Source organism: Devosia sp. CN2-171 (genome assembly GCF_049354815.1).
Lineage (GTDB): Bacteria > Pseudomonadota > Alphaproteobacteria > Rhizobiales > Devosiaceae > Devosia_A.
The window spans coordinates 1-22,302 of sequence record NZ_CP186479.1 but is presented as its reverse complement, the minus strand read 5'-3'; the positions used below and the strand labels follow the sequence as shown (position 1 = coordinate 22,302).

Genomic DNA, 22,302 nt, shown 5'->3' with positions numbered 1-22,302 from the left:
TCTAGGGGTGCGGGAACTGCCATGGGAAGAGCGCTGGCGCCTGACGCGGCTCGTCAATTCGTTTGAGCCCCATGGGCAATGCGTGTCTCTGTCACTCCCCTCTCAGTCGTCATCCCCGGGCTCGACCCGGGACCCAGCGATCTCTTGCGCATCACCGGCTCGGCGAACACACCCACGCTCCCCGCACTGGCTTCCCTCCGCAGACGACCTATTTATGGTGCTCACCACCCCACGGAGACGCCAATGAAGCCGCACGTCGTCATGCACATGGGCACCAGCATCGATGCCCGTATCGTCCCGCACGAGTGGCCGGGCACCCGGGCCTTCGGCGAGATCTATGAGCGCATCCACCGCGATCTGAAGGGCGACGCCTGGATCGTCGGCCGCGTCACCATGGCCGAGTTCGGCAAGGGCGAACCGCTCCCCATCAAGGCCACCGAAGCCTACCCGCGCGCCACCTGGAAGGCCCCCGGCGCCGAAGCCGGCCCCTACGCCATTGCCATCGACCAGGGCGCGAAGCTCCATCTCAACATCAATCGCGCCAATGGCGATGCCATCGTCGCCGTCCTCACCGAGGCCGCCCCCGACGACCACCTCGCCGAACTCCGCCGCGACGGTATTTCCTACCTCTTCGCCGGCAAGTCCGAACTGGACCTGCCCCTGGCGCTCGACCGTCTCGCCGCCGATTTCGGCATCAAGCGCCTCCTGCTCGAAGGCGGTGGCGGCATTAACGGCAGCTTCCTCAGCGCCGGTCTCATCGACGAAATCAGCTTGATGATCCTCCCCGTCGCCGACGGCACCACCGGCACCCCCACGCTCTTCGACCGCCCCACCGGCCCCGGTGTCGGCCTCACGCTGCAGTCGGTGGATCAGCTCGAGAATGGCATCCTGCATTTGAAGTACGCGATCACCCGGTGACGCCGTCTGTGCTGGATCGTGTAGGACCGAACACCCCTCGGCCGCCGAACTGAGCCAGCCGGCTCTTTTCGGCCCGGAGCTTCTCCGCAGTGTCCACCTGTTCCTTCAGTCCCGGCAGGAACACGGCTGCCGGCGGTGTTCGGCCACCGCTTCTGGCTAACAGTCTATGTGCGCGAACCTCGCAACTTTATCAATCATATTGCCGCCATACGCAGTTCGGCGTAGACGTTTACCCGAATCAATGCAGGCTGCTTACTCTCGAACGAAAGATGCGAACTAGTACCTGAAACAAAGCTTACGGTGTAATATGCTGAAAGCCGTTGCATGTACTGTGTTTTTTGCCCTTCTGGCGCTTCCTTGTCTTGCCCAGGACGATGATCTTCCTCTGGCCACCACTGGCGGGTCGGTCCTGTCCGAAGGCACCGGCGGCCCGACCCTCGACATTTCAACCTCCGCTAGCGAACTCGAGCCCGGTGAGACGAGCCGGGTGGAAATCGTCGTTCGGGGGCTGAACGGGCTGGAGGCACCGCTGTTCTTGCACCTCGTCAACAATGCGCCCGACGTGGTGACGCTGGAGGGCGGCGATGTGCAGATCCGTGACATCCTGCCCGGCGAGATCGGACCGGATGGCACCTTTGTCGCCACGGCCCTGGTTAGCGCCAAGGATGCGGGAAGCTTCGACATCACCGCACGGCTGCTGGATCGGAAACCGCCGCAGGGGCTGGCGATACCTGCTTCCCATGCGCCCAACGTCAGCGATCCGCCACACGAAGCAACAGTGAGCTACGCCCCCACCCACTATTGGCGGGCGACCTGGCCTCCGCATCTCGCCAAGATCTCGTGGCCGCACCACACCACCGGCGACACCTTCGGCACCCCCCATACCGCCTTGGTGACCTTTGGTCCCAAGGGTATCGAGCACAAACTGGAGACGACCTGGCCTCACATCGAGCGAGTCACCAATTGGAAGCACTATGCCGGGGTCACCTACGGCATGATTCACCACCACCGCGTCACCTGGCCCGATCACGTCGCCGGCGTAACCTGGCCCCCCGGACGCCATGACGCCGGCACCACCTATCGCGAACATGTGGCCCTGATCAGCTGGCCCCATATCCGTGGCGGCAGCTGGCGCCCGCACGCCACCGGGGACTCCTGGGGCCCGATTGCCCCCGCCCATGTCGAGGGAACGACCTGGCCCGGTCATGTCCCCGAGTTGACCTGGCCACCCGGGCATGTCGCTGCGGGCACATGGCCTCCGCACAGTGCGCGCGCCAGCTGGCCATCTGAACATCAGGTACAGGTCAGCTTCCCGCCGCATGTTGCGCTGCTGAGCTTCCCAAAGGGAACGAGCCACGCCGCCGGCACGACCTGGCCGGGCACTGCCGAGCATCAGGCCGGTCAGACCTGGCCGCCGCATTTCGCCAAGGTCACGTGGGCGCCTTACCACGGGGCAGGAGTAACCTGGCCCGACCAGCACGGCCGCGACAGCTGGCCACCCCGAGAGAGCCACGTTGCCGGCCAGACCTGGCCGCCGCACGCCCGGAGCGTCACCTGGCCACCGCACATTGCCGACGGTACCTGGTCGCCGCACTCGCTGGGCACCACCTTCACCCCGCACCACAATGCCGGCGCAAGCTGGCCGGTGCACCAGCAGCCCACCACATGGCCGGCCGACGTGACCCCATGATGCTGCCGCGCCTTGGCCTGGCAGCAGCGCTGTCCCTGTGCACTGCTGCCGGCGCACTATCGGCGCCCGCGGCCAATACCATCAGCTTCAATGAGCACATGATCGAGGGGCTGAAGCGCCAACTCGACCTTGCCGATCCCCTCGCCGTCTTTCGGCTGGTCTTCGAAGCGCTGGACACCGACGTCGTCGTCTATCCGACCGAGAACTATTACTACTTCAAGTTCGACGCCAATGGCCGCACCATCGCCGGCAACCTCCGGCTCGACGCCTCCGACCGGGACGACGGCATCATCCACCTCGGCTACTTCGAGTATGACGAGACCGGTCTGCATCAGGACCGAGACGGCAAGGGGGGGCCGTTCGACGCCGCTGATGGCGTAGACGTCGTGCGGCTCGACCGCTTCACCTACGCCGTTACAGCCTTCGACCGAACCGTTCGTTTTCACCTCGACGACCACGGGCGCGACCCGCCGCCGGACGGCATGCTGCGCGCGGAAGAGACCTTCATCGGACGATTGCAGGACGAGTCCGGCCTGGCTTTCTTCCTGTTGTTCGAGGCGGCGACCTCACACTTCATGTACGTCCTCGACGACGCCACCGCCGATCGCGAGACCTTCCTGCCGAGCGACCCCGATGTGTCGATCGGGCGCCGTACGGGCTTTGCGTTCTATGAGGATAGGGCGCGCAGCCGGCGGGTGCTGGTCGCCGTGAACGGGCGCAATACCGATCGGAACAACTACTTCGACGGTCCTTTCGATCAGCTCCCCGACAACCACGTTGAGGAGAGCAACCTCGGCGACTTCATCGAGCGCGCTTACCCGCACCTGGCCGGCCATATTGACCGGTTCGGCCATTTCACCTCGGAGCAGGACGCCCGCGTCGCCATCACCCCCTACTATGTCTACTACGACCCGCAGGAACTGCAGTTCGTCGGCTCATGCCGCCAGTCCATCCCCGTGCCATCCGAGTTCTACGCCTGCATAACCCCCGATTTCCAGCAGCTGATGGCCAGCGCCCCCGCGCAGCCGGCTGACGCTGCCGTGCCGTCCGATGGCGCGCTCGCAGGCGGACAGGTCAGCGGCAGCGTGCGTTAGCAGCCCCTGCTCCCATTACGCCGACGCCACGGTGGGGAGTCCGCCATGCCCTCGGAGAACCGGAATCCAGCCCACCGGCCCCGGCGTCGGCCTCACGTTTCGGTGGGTGGATCAACTCGAAGCCGGCATCCTGCAGCTGCGCTCCGCGGCAAGGCGCTGGTGGCCCCGCTGGTCCCTAGCGAGGTATCGCGATCAGGTCGGCGGGGCGGTACGGATAGCTGTAGAAGCCGCGGAACCGCGCTGTAAGGAAGGCGATGAACGCGCGGATATGCGCGTTCTCGAACCGCTGCGGATGGTGCAGTACCGTCACCGACTGTTCCGCCGTGCCCCACTCAGGCAGAACCGGCACCAGTTCCCCCGTCGCCAGATGCTCCGCTGCGAAGAAATCCGGAAACAGGCTGATCCCGCGGTTCTGTAGCACGCAGACCTTTGCCACCCACTCGTCGTTGGTGATCAGCGGTCCGTGCAGCCGCACAGCCAGTTCCTCCCGCCCGTTCCGAAGAACCCAGGCTGCCCCGTCGTGGCTTCCACCGACCAGATCGTGCCGCGGCAGGTCGCCGGGATGCGCCGGCACTCCACGCGCACTCAGGTAGGCCGGCGACGCATAGAGATGGCGCCGATACCGATAGAAGCCCTGCGCCACCAGCGTCGCTCCCTCCAGCAATGTCGGCAGCTGTCCGCTGATCAGGCAGTCGAACTCGGCGCTCGCACCGAACAGCAGATCGGCGGTCATGACCTGCAGGTCGAGCGTTATCCCCGGGTGATCCGCGGTGAAGGCCAGCGCCAGCGGCGTCGCCATGTTGGTCGCCAGTTGCTCGGTCACGCCAACACGCAGCCGCCCGCGCAACTCGGGAACCAACCCTGTCGCCGCATCGAGCGCCCGTCGGTGTGCATCGACCAGATCTTCCGCGTGCGAAAGGAACGACTGCCCCGCCGCTGTCAGCGCCATGCCCGCGCCGCTTCGCAGCAGCAACGGCGTGCCGATCTCACTCTCGAGGCGCGCCAGGCGCAGGCTGAGCGTCGCCTTGGGAACACCATGGTCACGTGCCGCCCGCGACAGCGAACCGAGCTGTGCGATCCAGCTGAACGCGTGGACGTCTTCGATCTGCATGATCATTTCGTTCAGTTTTCCGAACGAGCATCCACGGATTTGGCGACCTGACAAGCAGAACATCCACGGGCAAGCCTTTCTCGTTCACTCTCAGGAACGGAACCCGATGCAAAACCTCCTCCGCATAGCCGCAGTCGCCTTGTTCGCCGCTCTCGCCCCGTCCGCCTTCGCCGCCCCGGCCAAGTTCATCCTCGATCAGGACTTCACCGGCCCCGGTGGTTCGGACCTCCAACCCATCCTGCTCTTCCTCGACAATCCCGATGCCGAACTGCTCGGCCTCACCGGCGTCACCGGCGACGACTGGGCCAACAAGGGCGTTGCCCATGCCCTGCGCTTTCTTGAAATCGCTGGCCATCCGGAGGTGCCCGTCTATCGCGGCGCCAGCTATCCGCTGCTCAATACGCCCGAGCGCATGGCCCGCTGGGAGGCCGCCTATGGCCCGATCAGCTGGAAAGGCGCCTGGAACGACGCCGAGAAGAACGGCCCCACGGCTACCTTCGATCCGCTCGCCGTGCCCGATCTGCCCGAGGGCAACCCGACCACTGCACCGCAAGCCCAGTCGGCCGTCGATTTCCTCGTCGAGCAGGTCAACAAGCATCCGGGCGAGATCACGATCGTCGCTGGCGGCCCGCTCACCAACATCGCCCTCGCCGTCCGCCAGGACCCGACCTTCGCCGCTAATGTGAAGAGCGTGGTCATCTCGAACGGTCCGCAGGCCGACTTCGACCCCGCCAGCGGCAAGCCGACCTCAACCGATGCGTTCAACACCGTCTTCGATCCCGAAGCGGCGCAGATCGTCCTCACCGCCGGCTTCCCCTCGATCGTCGTCACCGGCCACATCAACACCACCGTCAATGTGGACCAGGCGCTGATCGACGATATCGCCAAGGTCGGCACGCCGCTCAGCGACTACCTCGCCACCAATGCGTGGAAGGACCTGCCGCTCTGGGATGAAATCATCGCCGCCGTTGCCATCGATCCGACGCTGATCACCCGCAGCGCCACCGTCGATGCCGCCATCGATCTGTCCTTCGGCCGCTCGCTCGGCCAGATGCTGGCCTACGGCCCGGATACCAACCCCGGCATCGGCACAGGCCCCGTTGCGATCGCCCTCGATTTCGACAAGGCCCGCTTCCGCGACATGTTCCTCGCGGCAGTAGCGCGCCTGAAATGACCATCCGGGGCGGCACGTGCTGTCGCCCCGTTCACATTCCGTTCGCAAGCCTCTATATTGGATGGGAACCGCAGCCAACACTGACAGATTCTGACAGCACGCCCCTCTATGGTGTCAGCTGACGTCATCGATTGTCCGAGTCCGCCATGCCCTCCAAGAAGCAGCCTTCCACCGAGTTCTCGATCGACGACTTCATCGGCGACATCGAGAAGGCCGAGGAGCAGCGGCTGTCGAAGGCCCTGCCGCAGGAGCGGCTGAAGAACAAGCGCGCCCTCGACAATGCCGCCCGCCGCGCCGCCGAAGCCAACGGCACAGGCATCCAGCCCCTCGTCCCGCAGCCGGTCCAGCCCGTCCGGCGCGAGGACAAAGAGACAAAGGCGGAAAAGCCGAAGAAGACCGCCCGCTCCGCCGCCACCGGCATGCAGCTGAAGGCGCCGAAATCCAAGGCCAACTCCGTCGATCGTCCCGATTTCGGCGGCATGGGCGAGTCCGAGCAGGCCGGCTTCGGCCATGTCCCCTCCCGCATCACCGCCCGCGACATCTCGCGTCAAGCCGCAAAGGACCCCGAGGTCCTGGAGCAGCTGCGCGACGCCCTCGATACCTCGAAGAAGAAGGTCAAATCGAAGAACATGCCCGGCCAGTCCCTCGCCGGCGCGCAGACCGTGGGCATCTCCGCCACCGTGAAGGCCCTCGAGGACATCATCCTTCACGGCCGCAAGGAGGTCGAGGGCAACACCGAGTGGAAGCCCCACCGCCCCGCCCCGCGCCAGAAATCCGAAGGCGGCATCCCGTTCAAGCTCGTCACCCCATACGAGCCCGCCGGCGACCAGCCCACCGCCATCGCGGAGCTGGTGGAAGGCATCGACAACGGCGAGACCGACCAGGTCCTCCTCGGCGTCACCGGCTCGGGCAAGACCTACACCGCCGCGCAGACCATTATGCGCACCCAGCGCCCGGCCCTGATCCTCGCCCCCAACAAGACCCTCGCCGCCCAGCTCTATGGCGAGATGAAGTCGTTCTTCCCCGAGAACGCCGTCGAGTACTTCGTCTCCTACTACGACTACTACCAGCCCGAGGCCTACGTCCCGCGCACCGACACCTATATCGAGAAGGAATCGACCATCAACGAGCAGATCGACCGCATGCGCCACGCCGCCACGCGCTCCCTGCTCGAGCGCGACGACGTCATCATCGTCGCCTCCGTCTCCTGCATCTACGGTATCGGCTCGGTCGAAGACTACACGGCGATGACCCTCGACGTCCGCAAGGGCCAGAAGCTCGACCAGCGCGAGTTCCTCCGCGCCCTCGCCCAGCTGCAATACAAGCGCGGCGAAGCCAGCTTCGTCCGCGGCACCTTCCGCGTCCGCGGCGATACGGTCGAGCTGTTCCCCGCCCACTATGAGGATGCCGCCTGGCGCATCACCATGTTCGGCAACGAGATCGAGTCGATCGCCGAGTTCGATCCGCTCACCGGCAAGAAGGCGTCCGACCTCCTCTCCGTCCGCATCTTCGCCAACAGCCATTACGTGACGCCGCGCGCCACCCTCTCGGGCGCCATCAAGGAAATCCGCAAGGAGCTCGCCGCGCGCCTGCAGGAGCTCAACGGCGCCGGCCGCTTCCTCGAAGCCCAGCGCCTCGAGCAGCGCACCCTGTTCGATCTCGAGATGATGGAAGCCACCGGCTCCTGCGCCGGCATCGAGAACTACAGCCGCTACTTCTCCGGCCGCAAGCCCGGCGAGCCGCCGCCGACCCTGTTCGAATATCTGCCCGACAATGCCCTCGTCTTCATCGACGAAAGCCACGTCACTGTCGGCCAGCTCGGCGCCATGTATCGCGGCGATTTGCGCCGCAAGGCCACCCTCGCCGAATACGGCTTCCGCCTGCCCTCGGCCATGGACAACCGCCCGCTCCGCTTCGAGGAGTGGAACGCCATGCGCCCGCAGACCATCTACGTGAGCGCCACCCCCGGCGCCTGGGAGATGGAGCAGGCCGGCGGCGTCTTCGCCGAGCAGGTCATCCGCCCCACCGGCCTCATCGATCCGCCCGTCGAGATCCGCCCCGCCAAAGCCCAGGTCGATGACGTCGTCGACGAAATCCGCCAGGTCAACAAGGCCGGCTACCGCTCGCTGGTCACCGTGCTCACCAAGCGCATGGCCGAGGATCTCACCGAATACATGCACGAGCAAGGCCTGCGCGTCCGCTACATGCACTCCGACATCGACACCATCGAGCGCATCGAGATCATCCGCGACCTCCGCCTCGGCGGCTTCGACGTCCTCGTCGGCATCAATCTTCTACGCGAAGGCCTCGACATCCCCGAATGCGGCCTCGTCGCCATCCTCGACGCCGACAAGGAAGGCTTCCTGCGCTCGGAAACCTCCCTCATCCAGACCATCGGCCGCGCCGCCCGCAACGTCGACGGCAAGGTCATCCTCTACGCCGACCACATCACCGGCTCCATGGAACGCGCCATCGCCGAAACCAACCGCCGCCGCGAGAAACAGACGGCCTACAACACCGCCAACGGCATCACCCCCCAGAGCGTGAAGTCGAACATCCAGAACATCGTCGAAAGCGTCTACGAACAGGACCACGTCACGATCAGCATCGGCAAGGACAAGACCGGCAAGGAAAAGGTCCAGGCCGGCGCCAACCTGGCGGCGGTGCTCAAGGACCTGGAGCGCGAGATGCGGGAAGCGGCGACGAACCTGGAGTTTGAGAAGGCGGCGCGGCTGCGGGACGAGATCAAGCGGTTGCGGGAGATGGAGCTGGATGTGTTGGAGGGGGCGAAGGATTAGCCTCACGATCACAATCACTGCCGCTGTTCGGGCATTCACCCCTAAGGCCGCATAGAGGGCAAAGGTGAAGGACTTGGCGAGGCATTACCCGCCCCAAAAAAAGGGCCGCGACCTAATTTGGTCGCGACCCAAAACGGTCAGAACACTCGGCAGCTAGAGAGCCGACGGAGCGCGTCTGATAGCCCAAGATCAAGACTTCCCGGTAGCCGCGCCCATTGATCAGTCTCACAATCATCAACGAATAATGTACGCATCGCTGCTCCGAAGGCCTCTTGTGCCTCAGACACAGATGCTCCAGCTACGTCGGCCCACTCCTGTTGATCGTATATGTCACTGTCTAAAACACGACCTCTCGTGATCACGTACCTTAAGTCACGCAGCACCGCTCTACTTGCCCCAAAAGTGCCGCCATACACTTGATCGTTAGTATGAATGAACGAGTTTACACTCTCCCACGCAAGGGACCTGATCACATAGTCCCTTCCAGCGTCATACCGATTATTCGCACTCTGATCGTACAGCCTGGACAACATCAGCGAAGCCCAACCAAAAAGCACTCTACCTCCGGCCCTCGCCTCTACCTGCCCGCGCTGTATTTGTTCCTCAAGCACCCTCTGCCGCACCAGCTGGAAACTTAGTGTGGGGAAAGCCGTCCGCGCTGCAGTTCTCGCAACCTTTGACACCCATATTGATGTACGCGAAACACCAATGCGTGCGTCGGCCGTGTGCTCCGCATACTTTGTTAGCAGCGAGACCATGTCGCCATAAACCGCCACACGTTCTTCGTCGGACGAGATAGCGGCGTTATCGGCGCCGCAGTGCCCAGGCCGAGAAGCGCCGGGAATGTTGAAGAGTGACGAGATCAACTCCGAAACTAGAGCGATAGTATCTCGATCGTGACCCATCGGTCCCGCAGTCCTCGCGACGTAGGTACCGCACACGTGCCACTTGCAGTGGTGCGCTGCCATATCGTCAGGACTGTAGATGGCACGAGGCAGCATCTTCCGCCGCCCGCGCGTTTCTAGTGCTGCTGCGAAATCAAGAACCCCACCGCCTTCGGAATGCGTGAAGTAAAAATTAAGGAGATGAACCACGCCCAGCTTGTCTACGAAGAACGAGATGGACGTCTCGTTGTCCTCGGAAGGGTACACAAAATAGGAGCTGATTGGCTCTCGCCGATGCTCCTGGTACTTCGACAACCCACATTCGAGCAAGCCTAGACGCAGGGCGACTTCCGCCGCGTGCAACCTATTTCTCCTGACTCGATCAAGCTTACCCCGATGGAGCACGTAGAGCTTAGCTGGCCTTAGCTCAAAGCTCTCAGCCTGTTGACGTTGGATAGCATCGTGCGTCATGCGACACTCCTTCGGGCATTCCTACTTTTCTACATCAGCAAGTTCATCAACTACTTCGTCAAACGGCCATGAAAACTCGATCCGCACCTTACTGTCGCCCGTAGGTACACGATACACCTGTGCCGACGCGCGTAGACTTAAGAGAAACTCCGCAGCCCGTTTAATCGCACCATTCGGCGCCGATAGATTGCGCTTCTCTGGGTTGAACGGGATTCCGGCAAGAGATCTTAGCTCCGTTACGAGCTCGCCCGGTGACCAATCAACAAATCCAACTTTGTTAACCAGTACATGCTCGGACGCGGTTCCCGGAGTCACAACGGCAAATATGTTGCCTCCATCAAATGGGTAGTCCTGCGCCGCAATCTGAATGAGCTGAACGCTGGCCAAAAAGTGCTGCAACCCCTGGCCTTGGTGATCAGGCCCAACCACCATCGTGCCTATCTCTCCAAACACTGCGTCGTCGCGAGAGAAGTCGTACAAAAGTGCGATGGCAGCGGTGCCTTGAGCATCCGACAACTCCAACGCGAGACCGTTCTCTGCAGCAACCTCCATCAGATCGCCTGGCCTTACCCGAACCCCCTCACCACCATGCTGTGTGGCGAACTCTCGTATTCTGGGCAGGTCGCGGCCTGAGTGTGGTATCGGCTTAAGTACGTACAAGGGAGCCCCCCTCTGTTAGGCATCAATTAACTTGCTTGTTGCAATCTGTCAACCTATATGCAATCTGATTGCAGCCCGCAACGAAACAGCGGGCGGCTTGGACCTTGGGGGTTTGGATATGCAATGGGGAGCTAAGAGGGTAGCACCTAGCTTTGGAGACGCCGAAATGACCAGCACGGCATACACATTTGCGAGGAAGCGGGCGGAGCGCACGAAGGCGCAGATCGACTACGACCTTCTTGTGGAAATACATGGTATGTTGTCAGCACAGCCAATCCAGGACCGAAAGCAATTTTCGGACCTTATGGCAACAGTGTTCTCAACGTCGTTGGTCCGGTATCAAGATATGGCCAGTGATCTTGGTTTCAGCTCTACCACTGTCTTTCGGTGGGTGGACGGATCTACTGCTCCCCATCGGAGTATATGGGCCATCGCGTCAAAGTGGATTCTTGAGCATATAGAAGGCACTGTAGTCGCCAAAGGCCCACCAGATTGATTGGCCGCTAGCCTGCGACATTCAAAAGGGGGGAAAGAACCTCCCTTTTGACTGACTGGCGGCGCCCCACGGTGGTTGATTGCGCGCAACAGTTCACCCCTGCTCAATCGTCAGCGTCCCCCGATCCCGGTCTTCGATCGTCTGCAGCGGCAGGCTGAGCCTGAACTCGTCCCCCTCCGGGTGGTAGATCGAGAATCGAAACCCCTTGCGGAGCAGCTCTTCGACTTCCTCCAGGGTGAACTTCGGATGGCGGGTGGTCCGCCCGTTGAGGGGAATGGTGTGCACAGGCATCGTCACGGCTCCGGCATGGACGTTTGGAGCCAGCGAGGATAGAACAAAGCAGGAACGAATTCGAGTCTGTTCATGCCTGACGATGCCATCCTCGCCGGTGCCCGCTCGCGGCCCGAGCGCCACTGCCTCCACTCCCACCGGCTGTCATCCCTGCGAAAGCAGGGACCCATTTCGCCGCCCGCGCCAGACGAGAGTTGGGTCCCTGCTTTCGCAGGGATGACATGCGTTGTGTCGTCGAGAGGCGCGCCCGACAGCGGCATACGGTAGCCATGCCCGAACCCCCATGGCTGCAGAAGCGCTATCCCGGCAAGAACCACCTGCTGCGCCACGCGGCCGAGCAGAATCAGCTCGTCATCGTGAAGTGCAACCTCTGCCGCCGCTCGATCACCTATCTCGCCAGCGACCTCGTAAAGCTCCTGCCGCCCGACGAGCTGGCGCTCGAAGTCCCCTTCACCTGCCACAAATGCGGCACGCGCGAGTTCATGCGCGTGAAACTCACCTCGCCCATGGCCGGCGACTGGGGCAACCTCACCATCCGCCGCCCCGGCCCCGTCCGCCGCATCCAGACCTGGCGTACCGTAAAACTCGGAGACGAATGAGGTTCACTGCGTGTGGCAGGGGTAGCTGCAATAGTAGCAACCGTTGCATTGCGCGTGGTGTCGCCGTGCCTCTCGAACTGCCTCGCGGCAGTTGTCGTAGTCACCTAAATACGTCCGGTTCTCCGCCGCCGGCAGGAACGAGCAGTCGTAGCGGTGCACCTCATGATCACCGTTAGCCTGCGCACGGTCGTTGACGTAGTAGCGAGCCATCCGAGCCTCCTCCTAAAGCGTCGAAGAAAGCCGAGTCGCGGTCCGTACCCATCAGCACACCTCCCTACGGACAAATCCCACCTCTCCCTTCTGACCCGATTGCCCATCAATCCCCGCCCACCCCAACCGCCCCCATACTCCCCTGTCGCACCAGCAGAGGAGTCCCCGCCGTGCCCCGTCCGCCCATCGATCCGCCCGCCGAAAACACCGGCCCCGTGCCGCAGCCCGCCCGGCGCCCGACCCGCGATTTCATCCCCCACACCACCCACGCCAAGGCCGAGCTCTATCTCGTCATCGCGCCTCAGCTCGAGGCGCTGGCCGATGAGCTCATGCAGCTCAATTTGAAGACCACCGGCCTCGCCGCCGAGCCGCAGGTCGTGCGCCAGGCCGCGGGGCTGCTGCGTGATGCCCGCCGCCTGTTGCGCGGCGAGCCGGGCGCCCATCTCGCCGATCTCGAGTTCATCCCGCCCATGCGCGTGCAGGCGCTCGCCCTCGGCCTGCGCCAGCTGTCGCGCGGCGTCGCCGGCTTCCGCGATCGCTATTACGGCTACAATCCGCTCACCGATGGTCCGGCCTGGGCCGTCGCCGATCCCTGGGGCAACCCCGATCCGCGCTGGCTCGGGCGCCCCGCCAGCGTCGATCGCACCGTCGACGAGCTCAACCTGATGACCGCGGAAGTCCTCCGCACCCACCTGCTGGGTCTCGCCGAACGCACGCAGACCCCACTGCCGGCCAACCTGAAACGCCGCGAGGAGCCGGAGGAACCCGAAGAGCCCGAGCCCGCACGGGTTGAGCCCACGCCCGCGCCAGCCTCCCGCTTTCCTCGGGAGTCGAAGGCCACCCGCCGGCGGGCGCTCCGCGTCATCCGCTCGAAGGCCCGCCGCTACCGCCCCAAGCCCGCATCGTAGATCGCTTCACTGACGATGCATTCCATCCCTCATCACCGGGCTTGTCCCGGCCATGAGGGCGGGGCGGGGGCACAAGCCACCTCGAGAAAATTCTTATCCCCCCGCTTTCACCCGCCCTTATTCTCCACCCACCTGCCCCGCATGGGACGGAAGCGCAACGAACGTTTGCGGGCGGGGATCGGGTGGAGCGCGGGTCGCCGCGCTTCAGGTTGAAATTCCGGCCGGCCGGGCTGCTCAGCAGCCAAGCCGCCAGCACACGCCGGGTGGACTCCAGTGACGGGGCCCGCCGATGGCCAGGTTCCCGGTCACGCGGGAACCGGACCCATGCCTGTCCGAAACGTCGGGGCGATGAGCCCGGGGATCTGGACGTACGGGCTGGAGCCAGGCCAGGCGATGCGGCATCGGGTGAACCCGAAGTCCGCCGGATATAGGCCCAAAACCCCGACCGGCCGGCGAGACGAACGCCTCTTTTCTGCGGACTAACCGCTTTCGGGGCGCAAGCCTCGCCGGCCACGTCCCTTCGAGCCGTCCCCCGAGGCCCCGGGCCGTCGGGCGCTTTTCGTCGCCCCGCGACAGCCGCCTTCAACCCTCCGCCAAGCCGCGCTATGGTGCGCAAAACCGGGGGACTTCCGACATGGCCAATCTGCTCACTCTTACCCTGGCCTATCCGACCGAGGCCATCGAGCGCGGCGATACGCTGATCGAGGCCGGCGAGGCTCGGGGCGAGCTGTTCGTGCTGGTCTCGGGCGCGCTCAAGGTGGAACGCGACGGCGTCGAGATCGCCCGCATCACCGAGCCGGGCACCCTGGTCGGCGAAATGAGCGTGCTGCTCGGCACCGATCACTCGGCCACCGTCACCGCCCTCACCCCGGTCGAAGTCCGCCACATCGAGGATGGCCTCCACTGGCTCGAGCAGAGCCCCATCGCCGCCCTCCACGTCGCCACGCTGGCCTGCCAGCGCCTCGATGCCACCAGCGCGCTGCTGGTCGAGCTCAAGAAGGAAAACGCCGGCAACCGCGAACAGGGCTTCCTCGAACGCCTGTTCGGCACCGTCACCGGCGCGGAGCACCGGGCCTGAGCCATCAGCTCAGTCGATACCAGCCATCAATCCCGCTGCATTGATCTTGTCCCCGGGCTGCCGGAACATGCCATCATGTTCGAGCCAGACGACAACGACAAAGCCAACCCCTACCCCGCCCTTCTTTCGAACGGCGGCCCACCCCTCGACGACGATCCCCGTCCCTGGGGCAGCAACGGCATCGGCAACTACTTCGAATGGAAGGCCGCCTCCGAAAAAGCCTTCAACGACGTGCCCTACGACATCGCCGTGATGCGCGCCCGCCGCGCCGATGCCATGGGGCTCACCTATCGCGAATACACACTCGAGATCCTCGAACGCGGCCGCTACCTCAGCGCCGAAGCCGACGCCGAGCGCATCGCCGAGATCAAGCGCCGCCGCCCGGTGCGCTACTGAGCGTAGCTTCGCTGTTGCGCTTGGCCCTACTCCTGCCAGTATTGCCGCCTCTTTGACGGCGAACACCGGAGGCCGGAACATGCGTATGCGCCATATCCTGTTTGTCACCGCAATCCTTGCCGCGGCGCTGGCGCCGCTTTCGGCTGAAGCTGCATCGCGCGGCACGGCCCGGGCATCGGCCGATATCCCGGTGCGCTCCGGGCCCGGCGTCGGCTACGAAAGGATCGCCATCCTGAAAAAGGGCGCCGAAGTTCGCCTGCAGCGCTGCACCCGCGATTCCGGCTGGTGCCTGTTCCTGTCGAAAAGCGGCGATCCGGTCGGCTGGGTCCGCGGCTCCTACCTCATCGGCTCACCCGCCAAGCTCGAGGTAACGCCGCATCGCTTCCTCGGCTTCGATCCCCTCGATCCGCTTGGCTTCTGCGGCCGCGACGAGGACGGCGACTGGGACGACAGCGATCCGTTCTGCGAACAGTGAAGTCTGCCACAAAGATGAACAGATTTTGCTGACCGCGCGAAATCATTCTACATAAACAGGTGTTTCAGCTTCGGTTCAGGCACATCCTTCTAGCTTCACGGTCAAGGCAGTGATGCCACCAAACCGAGAAGGGAAACAGAAGATGTTCGCAACCGCACTCAAGACCGCCGCCATCGCCACCGTCGTCGTGCTCGCCACTGCCGGTGCTTCGATGGCCGCCCAGTACGCCTGGGTCGATCACGACGCCAAGGTCCGCAAGAACCCCGGCCATATCGGGCCGGCGATCAACTGGGTCGAGGAAGGCCAGAAGGTCAAGATCATCGGCCAGCAGCTGAACTACTACAAGGTGCAGATCCCCGGCAAGGACGGCTGGGTCCATGCCAACGTGCTCGACTGGCAGAAGCCCGGCCCGAATTTCCCGTTCCCGAGCGGCGACTATGGCTACGGCTACGGCGGCTCGTTCTGCGTGCAAGGCGACAACGCCTCGTTCTGCCTGAGCGGCGGCTACTGATCGCCACCCACGACGATTGCAGGCGCCTCCGGTCCGTCCGGGGGCGCTTTGTATTTGGTCTACGCCCACCCGCACAAATACGGACCCTAACCCGACATTCGGCTAAAGGCCCGGTTCAGCCTGCGTTCAGGCGCGCAAGAGTAGGGTCACGGTCATAGGCAGCAATGCCAGCGAACTCCAAAAGGACTCCAAACCATGCTTCGCACCCTGAAAACCATCGCCATCGCAACCACAATCGTTCTCGCAACGGCCGGCGCCTCCATGGCCGCCACCTGGGCCTATGTCGACAACAACGCCAAGGTCCGCGACGATCACTACACCGGCGCCTCCACCGTGAACTGGGTCCAGGAAGGCCAGAAGGTCAAAGTCATCGGTCAGTGGAAGAACTGGTACAAGCTCCAGCTCAAGGGCCCGGATGGCTGGGTCAAGGCCAACGTGCTCGATTTCGACTATTACGATGACGACTACTACCCGGTGAAGCCGGGCTACCCGGGCTTCGGCAGCTCGTTCTGCGTCGATGGCAAGAACGCCCAGTTCTGCCTCGGCACCCAGTTCTGATCCAACGCCTGACACATTCGCAGCGGCCTCCCGACACCCGGCAGGAGGCCGCTGTTCATTTTCCATTCAGGAAACCCGGCGCACCGTTTCAACGTTCGGGGGCAGCCGCTTATTTCTCCTGAAAGGACCAGACCATGCCCGCTCACCGTCTCGCTCTCGGCCTCGCCGGCGCGCTGCTGGCACTTGGCATCGGCACGACTGCCGCGATGGCGGCCACCGCCTATGCATCCTCGACCGTCAACGTACGCGCCGGCGCCGGCACGGGTTATCCGGTGGTCGATGTGCTCCGCGCCGGCCAGCGCGTCGAGGTCGACTACTGCCGCGGCGCCTGGTGCATGGTGGAAAAATCCGGCCCGGACGGCTGGGTGAATGCCAACTACCTCAGCGCCGATCGCTACGACGACGATGAGTACTTCGACGACTACGATGACGACTATTACTTCGTCGAGCGCCCGCGCTACCGGTTCCGCCCGATCTACCCCTACTACCGCAGCCAGGTGTGCTGGGGCGGAAAGAACACATCGCTCTGCTTCGGCAACTGACCGGCTTGCCCGCCACACGCTTGGAGACTATCTAGTCTCCAAGCCATGAACTCCGACGGGGATGCGCCGTGACGCCTGCCAACAATGCCAAGCCCTATGTGAAGCTCGCTGCCACGCTGGCCAGCCTCGGGATCGGTATCTACTTCATCGAGCAGTTCGGCCTGCGCGAGATCACCAAGTACTTCAAACTGCACATGAACGAGTTCGTGCTGTCGATCCTCGTCATCGCGCCGTTCGCGCTGATCATCTCCGGCGCCCTGGTCTTCATGATCGGCAAGATGCGCCGCCTCTAGGCGGCATTCCCTACTCGACTCGCAGCCGCTCCACGTCGATTCCCCGCGAGACCAGCGGTTCCGTCATCCGCCGGCCGAGGAACTCGTTGAGCCCGTAAAGGGCGACGGTCGCGATGAGCAGAACGATACCGAACCCACGCATGCCTTCCTGCGTGCCGATGGCAATCGCCGCGAGCAGCGCCGCCGCTCCGCCGCCCAGCAGGATGTACCAGCGCCGCTCGGCCTGGATGCGCAGGTTCCGTGCCCCGGACAGCAGCAGATCCCTGAGCTCGAGATCGCTCATCTGCGCCAGTTCGCTGTTGCCGCCTTCGCGCCTGATGGTCTGCATATATGCCTCGACCCGCCGATCGATGATGTCCTGCCGCTCGGCCTCGCGCCGGCCGCGGAAGAAGTAGCTGACCAGGAGGCCAACCAGCCCCAGCGCCACCAGAACTTCCAGCAGAACCACCATTAGCCAGTCCTCATGGGTTGCGGGGCCCATCGCCCGTCATCCTTCAGATGTCCCCAGCGCATCTGCGATTCAAGACCGGAGCCATTTCGCCGTGGAACGGCGAAAGCCTGAGGTCAGTGAGGAGGCGTCTCTTCCTCGGCATTCGTCGGTGCCGTATTCCGCCCCGCCCGGCTGAGATGCCGCTCGCGCGCCATCACCACGAGGCCCGCACCCACGATGACCGCTCCACCAATCAGCGCGATCGGATCGATCAGGTGCCCGAAGAACTGGTAGCTGAGGAAGATGCCCCACGGCAGCGCCAGATAGTTGAACGGCTGCAGCGTACTCGCCGGTGCCCTGGACAATGCGACGATCATCAGGCCGTGCGCCGCCGTGGAGCTCACCATCATGAACAGCATCTGCCACAGCGCCGTGCCCTCGAACGGCTGCCAGAAGAAGACGCCGACAGCCGTCGTGAGCACCAACCCGACCACGCCCGCATAGACCATGCTGGTCGCGGTGCTGTCTGTAGCCGAGACCTTGCGGGTCAGCGCGATATAGAGCGCATAGGTCGCAGCCGAGACCAAGGCGAACAGAACGCCGCCGTCGATCGGCAACCCGCCCGGCCGCACGATGACCAGTGCCCCGAAGAAGCCGATAGCCACGGCAACGAGGCGGAACACACCGACCCGCTCACCCAGGATCGGGATCGCCATCAGCGTCGCGAGCAAGGGATAGACCAGAACGACAGCCTGCAGCTCGGCCAATGGAACCGTCCGCAGCGCGAGTGCGAACGTCCAGATATCCACCACGAGCAGGATGCCCCGAAACACCTGCAGAAGCGGGTAGCGCGAGCGGAACGCCTGCTTGAGCGGCCCCTGCCGGCTCACCAGCCACAGCGAGAAGGCCGCGAAGGCCCAGAAGCGGACCATCGCAAGCTGGAACGGCGAGTGCGTCTGCACCAGGGACTTGGAGACGGCATCCTGGATGCCGAAGATGATGATCGCGAGGACTGCAAGACCGATGCCGACTGCGACATTGTCGGCCCGCCGGCGGGGCTGGCCGGCATCAGGCTTACTCATGGAAGTATCTCTGCCAGACAACAAATGCCCCGGACCGCTGGCCCGGGGCAGACCATGCACCTTATGCTGCTTAGCTGCTGCTCTTCATAGTGGCATTCTTGATCATGCCGGCGATCGCCGTCAGCACGCCGCCACCGACGAGGCCCGTGAGCCCCTGCCCGGCGAGCGCACCGATATCGAGCCCGCCAGCGCCAGCCGCTGCCGTCGCACCTCCGACCAGCCCGGAGAGCCCGGGTATCTGGCCGGCCAGCCACGTGCCCAGCCAGCCGCCAATCGCGCCGGCGATAGTATTGCCCACCGGACCGAGATTGACCTGCTTCAGGATTGCCGCGATGCCGTTTCCGCCAACACCGCCGCCAATCAGCTGCACCAGAATAGGGATAATTGCTTCCATTGGACGCTCCTCATATCCAGCCAGTGGAAGCCAAGGGAGGCCTCCAACCCGCACAGCGACCATAGGCCTCGTCAAAGAGAGTCGGTAGATCGTTCTTGTTGTTATTCGACGTTCATTCACCGCTCAACTGTTGTTCATCTTCCCCATCACTTTCCGGCAGCAATACTGACCGAAAATCACTTGTGCTCGGAGGAGCTAAGCCCACCTCGCCACCCTCGATTGAAGCCCGCGCGCCAAACCCTTACATTCCGGCTCGACTCATGACATCCGCATCCACACACCAGCCGGCCGACACTCGCCGGGTCGCCCTCGTCACCGGTGCCGCCGATCGCATCGGCGCAGCCATCGCCCGCCGCCTTGCCCGCGAGGGCTGGGCGGTGCTTGTCCACTACCGCAGCTCGGCCGAGAAGGCCGAAGCCGTCGCCGCCGAAATCCGAGCTGCCGACATCCGCGCCGGCGGCGGCAAGGCCGCAACCATCGGCGCCGATCTCGCTGATCGCACCCGTCGCGCCGCCCTGATCGCCGAGGCCGCAAAGCCCTTCGGCCCGCTCACCCTGCTCGTCAACAACGCCTCTAGGTTCGAGCGCGATTCCGTCGTCGACCTCGACGAAGCTCTCTGGGACGCCCACTTTGCCGTCCACGCCGAGGCGCCAGCTTTTCTGGCCCGCGACTTTGCCGCCCAGCTCCCCCAGGGCGAAACGGGCAACATCATCAACATCATCGACGAACGCGTCCTCGCCCTGTCGCCAGCCAATTTCAGCTATACGCTCAGCAAATCCGTGCTCTGGACCATGACCCGCACCCTGGCCCAGTCGCTCGCCCCCCGCATCCGCGTCAACGCCATCGCGCCCGGCCCCGCTGTTGCCCCGCCCGATGTCTCCATCGAGGGCTTCGCCCGCCGCCAATCCGAACTCCCGCTCAGTCACGCCGCCGATGCAGCCGCCATCGCCGACGGTGTCATGGCCATCCTCGCCCTGCCCTCGATGACCGGCCAGATGATCGCCCTCGATGGCGGCGAACATCTCGAATGGCCGGCGCGCCGCGGACCGACCCCGAGGCGCACATGAGCGATACTCCGCTGCACGGCGCCGACATCATCCGCGGCTTCGTCAAGACCCTGCCGAGCGCACCGGGCGTCTACCGCATGTTCGACGAGGCCGGCGAGGTGGTCTATGTCGGCAAGGCGCGCAACCTCAAGGCGCGCGTCACCAACTACACCCGTCCCGAAGGCCTCGACATCCGCATCCGCCGGATGATCGAAGCGACGCGCAACATGGAGTTCGTCCGCACCGAGACGGAAGCCGAGGCGCTGCTGCTCGAGGCCAACCTGATCAAGCGCCTGAAGCCCCGCTTCAACGTGCTGCTGCGCGACGACAAGAGCTTCCCCTACATCCTGATCGCCACCGAGCACGAAGCTGCCGAGCTCAGGAAACATCGTGGCACACGCCGCACCGGCGGGCATTACTTCGGCCCGTTTGCTTCTGCGCTCGCCGTAAAGCGCACGATCACAGCCTTGCAGCGCGCCTTCCTGCTCCGCACCTGTTCCGACAGCTTCTACAAGGCCCGCACGCGGCCCTGCATGCTGCACCAGATCAAACGCTGCTCGGCCCCCTGCACCGGCGAGATCTCGATCGCGGACTACAACGTACTCGTCGACGAAGCCCGCCAGTTCCTCTCCGGCAAGTCGAAATCGGTGCAGGACCACCTCGCGGCCGATATGAACACAGCCGCCGAGAACCTCGATTTCGAGCGCGCCGCCCTGCTCCGCGATCGCCTCAGCGCCCTTGCGCTCGTCCAATCGCAGGGCGACGTGGCCGCCAAGACCGTCGAGGAAGCCGACGTCTTCGCCATCAGCCACGAGGCCGGGCAGTTCTGCGTCCAGGTCTTCTTCTTCCGCGCCTTCCAGAACTGGGGCAACCACGCCTTCCGCCCGCGTGCCGATGCGTCGCTATCGGATGCCGAGGTGCTCGAGGCCTTCATGGGCCAGTTCTACGAAGATCGCGCGCCGCCACGTCAGGTGCTGATCTCGCATGAGCTCAGTGAGCCCGAGCTGATGGAGGAGGCTCTCTCTGGCAAGGCCGGCCACAAGGTCACCATCCTTGTCCCGAAGCGTGGGGAGAAGAAGGATCTCGTCCAGCACGCCCTCAACAATGCCCGCGAAGCGCTCGGTCGCCAGTTGGCCGAGGGCGCGACACAGAAAACCCTGCTGGAGGGCGTCGCCACCCTGTTCGGGCTCGACGAACCGCCGCGCCGCATCGAGGTCTACGACAACTCCCACATTTCGGGCACCAATGCTGTCGGCGCCATGATCGTCGCCGGCGAGGACGGACTGTCGAAAAAGCACTATCGCACCTTCAACATCCGCTCGACCGACATCACCCCCGGCGACGATTTCGGCATGATGCGCGAGGTACTCACCCGCCGCTTCACCCGCCTCGCCAACGAGAGCCCGGTCGAGTCGGAGGATGAGGCAACCGGAATGCCGGACTGGCCTGACGTGGTCTTCATCGACGGCGGCGCCGGCCAGCTCAACGCAGTGCGCGGGGTGATCGCCGAGTTGAACCTCCCCAAGGAGGTGACCTTCATCGGCATCGCCAAGGGCGAGGAACGCGACGCTGGCCGCGAGAAATTCCACATGGAAGGACGCGAGTCCTTCATGCTGCCGCATCGCGATCCGGTGCTCTATTACGTGCAGCGGCTACGCGACGAGGCCCATCGCTTCGCCATCGGCACCCACCGCGCCAAGCGGCAGAAGGCCGCCATCACGAACCCGCTCGACGAAATCGAGGGCATCGGACCGACACGGAAACGGGCCTTGCTGCAACGCTTCGGCTCGGCAAAAGCCGTCAGCCGCGCTGCCCTCGCCGATCTCGAGTCGGTCCCGGGCGTATCCACCGCGCTGGCGCAGCAGATCTACGATCACTTCAACGGCAGTTGATGATGGGAGTTTCGCCTCGACGCCCCTTGCCGGCGTGAAGTCTTTGCCGGTGGGGTGGCGGGACCGTGCCCACCAACCATCGGACGAACTGATGCATCCGACCGCCCTTCGGGCTTCGGAGTTTTCAAAGAACGCATCTCCCTGGTGGAGAGATGAAGCGACGTGCCGGCGAGGCGTTTGCCCCTCGCGGGTAGTCCGCAATATGAATGAGGCTCACGCCTCGCCGGCCGATCGGGGTTTTGGGCGTATGGCACGATGGCTCGGGCGCATCCCGTGCCGCATCGCGAGGAACCTGCCGGCT

At 64.2% G+C, this 22,302-nt stretch carries 23 protein-coding genes; 16 read left to right on the top strand and 7 right to left on the bottom strand.

Annotation, left to right across the window (positions count from 1 at the left end; genetic code table 11):
- The first annotated feature begins 243 nt into the window (after positions 1-243).
- From ACOYW5_RS00115 to ACOYW5_RS00105, 3 genes are all read left to right on the top strand, one after another.
- Positions 244-918, top strand: a complete 675-nt coding sequence (locus ACOYW5_RS00115) for a dihydrofolate reductase family protein (protein ID WP_423067238.1) — start codon at positions 244-246, stop codon at positions 916-918.
- A gap of 487 nt (positions 919-1,405) precedes the next feature.
- Positions 1,406-2,608: a hypothetical protein gene (locus ACOYW5_RS00110; RefSeq protein ID WP_423067237.1), complete on the top strand. Its 1,203-nt coding sequence runs from the start codon at positions 1,406-1,408 to the stop codon at positions 2,606-2,608.
- Positions 2,605-3,702 (top strand): hypothetical protein, encoded by a 1,098-nt coding sequence (locus ACOYW5_RS00105; RefSeq protein WP_423067236.1) that lies wholly within the window; start codon positions 2,605-2,607, stop codon positions 3,700-3,702. The genes ACOYW5_RS00110 and ACOYW5_RS00105 overlap by 4 nt, the downstream gene beginning before the upstream one ends.
- Positions 3,703-3,877: 175 nt before the next feature.
- Here ACOYW5_RS00105 and ACOYW5_RS00100 read toward each other — a convergent pair whose 3' ends face one another.
- Positions 3,878-4,819 (bottom strand): LysR family transcriptional regulator, encoded by a 942-nt coding sequence (locus ACOYW5_RS00100; RefSeq protein WP_423067235.1) that lies wholly within the window; start codon positions 4,817-4,819, stop codon positions 3,878-3,880.
- 100 nt (positions 4,820-4,919) lie between these two features.
- On the opposite strand from ACOYW5_RS00100, the gene ACOYW5_RS00095 reads away from it, so the two are divergent.
- Complete coding sequence (locus tag ACOYW5_RS00095; protein ID WP_423067234.1) at positions 4,920-5,987, top strand: nucleoside hydrolase; 1,068 nt, start codon at positions 4,920-4,922, stop codon at positions 5,985-5,987.
- Between the two features lie 419 nt (positions 5,988-6,406).
- Positions 6,407-8,785: an excinuclease ABC subunit UvrB gene (gene uvrB, locus ACOYW5_RS00090; protein ID WP_423069537.1), complete on the top strand. Its 2,379-nt coding sequence runs from the start codon at positions 6,407-6,409 to the stop codon at positions 8,783-8,785.
- A 1,376-nt stretch (positions 8,786-10,161) separates the two neighbouring features.
- Here uvrB and ACOYW5_RS00085 read toward each other — a convergent pair.
- Complete coding sequence (locus ACOYW5_RS00085; protein ID WP_423067233.1) at positions 10,162-10,800, bottom strand: hypothetical protein; 639 nt, start codon at positions 10,798-10,800, stop codon at positions 10,162-10,164.
- 589 nt (positions 10,801-11,389) lie between these two features.
- Complete coding sequence (locus ACOYW5_RS00080) at positions 11,390-11,587, bottom strand: hypothetical protein (protein WP_423067232.1); 198 nt, start codon at positions 11,585-11,587, stop codon at positions 11,390-11,392.
- A 269-nt stretch (positions 11,588-11,856) separates the two neighbouring features.
- Here ACOYW5_RS00080 and ACOYW5_RS00075 point away from each other — a divergent pair, with 269 nt between their 5' ends.
- Positions 11,857-12,186, top strand: coding sequence for a hypothetical protein (locus ACOYW5_RS00075; protein WP_423067231.1), 330 nt, complete (start codon positions 11,857-11,859; stop codon positions 12,184-12,186).
- A gap of 3 nt (positions 12,187-12,189) precedes the next feature.
- On the opposite strand, the gene ACOYW5_RS00070 is transcribed toward ACOYW5_RS00075, so the two are convergent.
- Entirely contained in the window at positions 12,190-12,396 is a 207-nt protein-coding gene (locus tag ACOYW5_RS00070; RefSeq protein ID WP_423067230.1) for a hypothetical protein, read from the bottom strand.
- 170 nt (positions 12,397-12,566) lie between these two features.
- On the opposite strand from ACOYW5_RS00070, the gene ACOYW5_RS00065 reads away from it, so the two are divergent.
- From ACOYW5_RS00065 to ACOYW5_RS00030, 8 genes are all read left to right on the top strand, one after another.
- Positions 12,567-13,304, top strand: coding sequence for a hypothetical protein (locus ACOYW5_RS00065; RefSeq protein ID WP_423067229.1), 738 nt, complete (start codon positions 12,567-12,569; stop codon positions 13,302-13,304).
- A gap of 634 nt (positions 13,305-13,938) precedes the next feature.
- Positions 13,939-14,382 (top strand): Crp/Fnr family transcriptional regulator, encoded by a 444-nt coding sequence (locus ACOYW5_RS00060; RefSeq protein WP_423067228.1) that lies wholly within the window; start codon positions 13,939-13,941, stop codon positions 14,380-14,382.
- A 75-nt stretch (positions 14,383-14,457) separates the two neighbouring features.
- On the top strand, positions 14,458-14,778 hold the full coding sequence (locus ACOYW5_RS00055; RefSeq protein ID WP_423067227.1) for a hypothetical protein: 321 nt from the start codon (positions 14,458-14,460) through the stop codon (positions 14,776-14,778).
- Positions 14,779-14,857: 79 nt separating this feature from the next.
- Positions 14,858-15,253, top strand: a complete 396-nt coding sequence (locus ACOYW5_RS00050; RefSeq protein ID WP_423067226.1) for an SH3 domain-containing protein — start codon at positions 14,858-14,860, stop codon at positions 15,251-15,253.
- Positions 15,254-15,395: 142 nt separating this feature from the next.
- On the top strand, positions 15,396-15,764 hold the full coding sequence (locus ACOYW5_RS00045; protein WP_423067225.1) for an SH3 domain-containing protein: 369 nt from the start codon (positions 15,396-15,398) through the stop codon (positions 15,762-15,764).
- 195 nt (positions 15,765-15,959) lie between these two features.
- A complete protein-coding gene (locus ACOYW5_RS00040; protein ID WP_423067224.1) occupies positions 15,960-16,322 on the top strand; it encodes an SH3 domain-containing protein in 363 nt (120 codons plus the stop codon).
- Positions 16,323-16,456: 134 nt separating this feature from the next.
- Positions 16,457-16,864, top strand: a complete 408-nt coding sequence (locus ACOYW5_RS00035) for an SH3 domain-containing protein (RefSeq protein ID WP_423067223.1) — start codon at positions 16,457-16,459, stop codon at positions 16,862-16,864.
- A 68-nt stretch (positions 16,865-16,932) separates the two neighbouring features.
- Positions 16,933-17,157, top strand: a complete 225-nt coding sequence (locus tag ACOYW5_RS00030; RefSeq protein WP_423067222.1) for a hypothetical protein — start codon at positions 16,933-16,935, stop codon at positions 17,155-17,157.
- Positions 17,158-17,167: 10 nt separating this feature from the next.
- On the opposite strand, the gene ACOYW5_RS00025 is transcribed toward ACOYW5_RS00030, so the two are convergent.
- From ACOYW5_RS00025 to ACOYW5_RS00015, 3 genes are all read right to left on the bottom strand, one after another.
- Complete coding sequence (locus tag ACOYW5_RS00025; RefSeq protein WP_423067221.1) at positions 17,168-17,638, bottom strand: hypothetical protein; 471 nt, start codon at positions 17,636-17,638, stop codon at positions 17,168-17,170.
- 83 nt (positions 17,639-17,721) lie between these two features.
- Positions 17,722-18,669, bottom strand: a complete 948-nt coding sequence (locus ACOYW5_RS00020) for a DMT family transporter (RefSeq protein ID WP_423067220.1) — start codon at positions 18,667-18,669, stop codon at positions 17,722-17,724.
- 70 nt (positions 18,670-18,739) lie between these two features.
- Positions 18,740-19,063 carry a hypothetical protein gene (locus ACOYW5_RS00015; protein WP_423067219.1) on the bottom strand — a complete coding sequence of 108 codons (324 nt, stop codon included), beginning with the start codon at positions 19,061-19,063 and terminating at the stop codon, positions 18,740-18,742.
- 260 nt (positions 19,064-19,323) lie between these two features.
- Between ACOYW5_RS00015 and ACOYW5_RS00010 the strand changes: the two genes are divergently transcribed.
- Both ACOYW5_RS00010 and uvrC read left to right on the top strand, forming a co-directional pair.
- Positions 19,324-20,130 carry an SDR family oxidoreductase gene (locus tag ACOYW5_RS00010; protein WP_423067218.1) on the top strand — a complete coding sequence of 269 codons (807 nt, stop codon included), beginning with the start codon at positions 19,324-19,326 and terminating at the stop codon, positions 20,128-20,130.
- Positions 20,091-22,001, top strand: coding sequence for an excinuclease ABC subunit UvrC (uvrC, locus tag ACOYW5_RS00005; protein ID WP_423067217.1), 1,911 nt, complete (start codon positions 20,091-20,093; stop codon positions 21,999-22,001). Before ACOYW5_RS00010 ends, uvrC begins: the two co-directional genes overlap by 40 nt.
- Positions 22,002-22,302 lie beyond the last annotated feature (301 nt).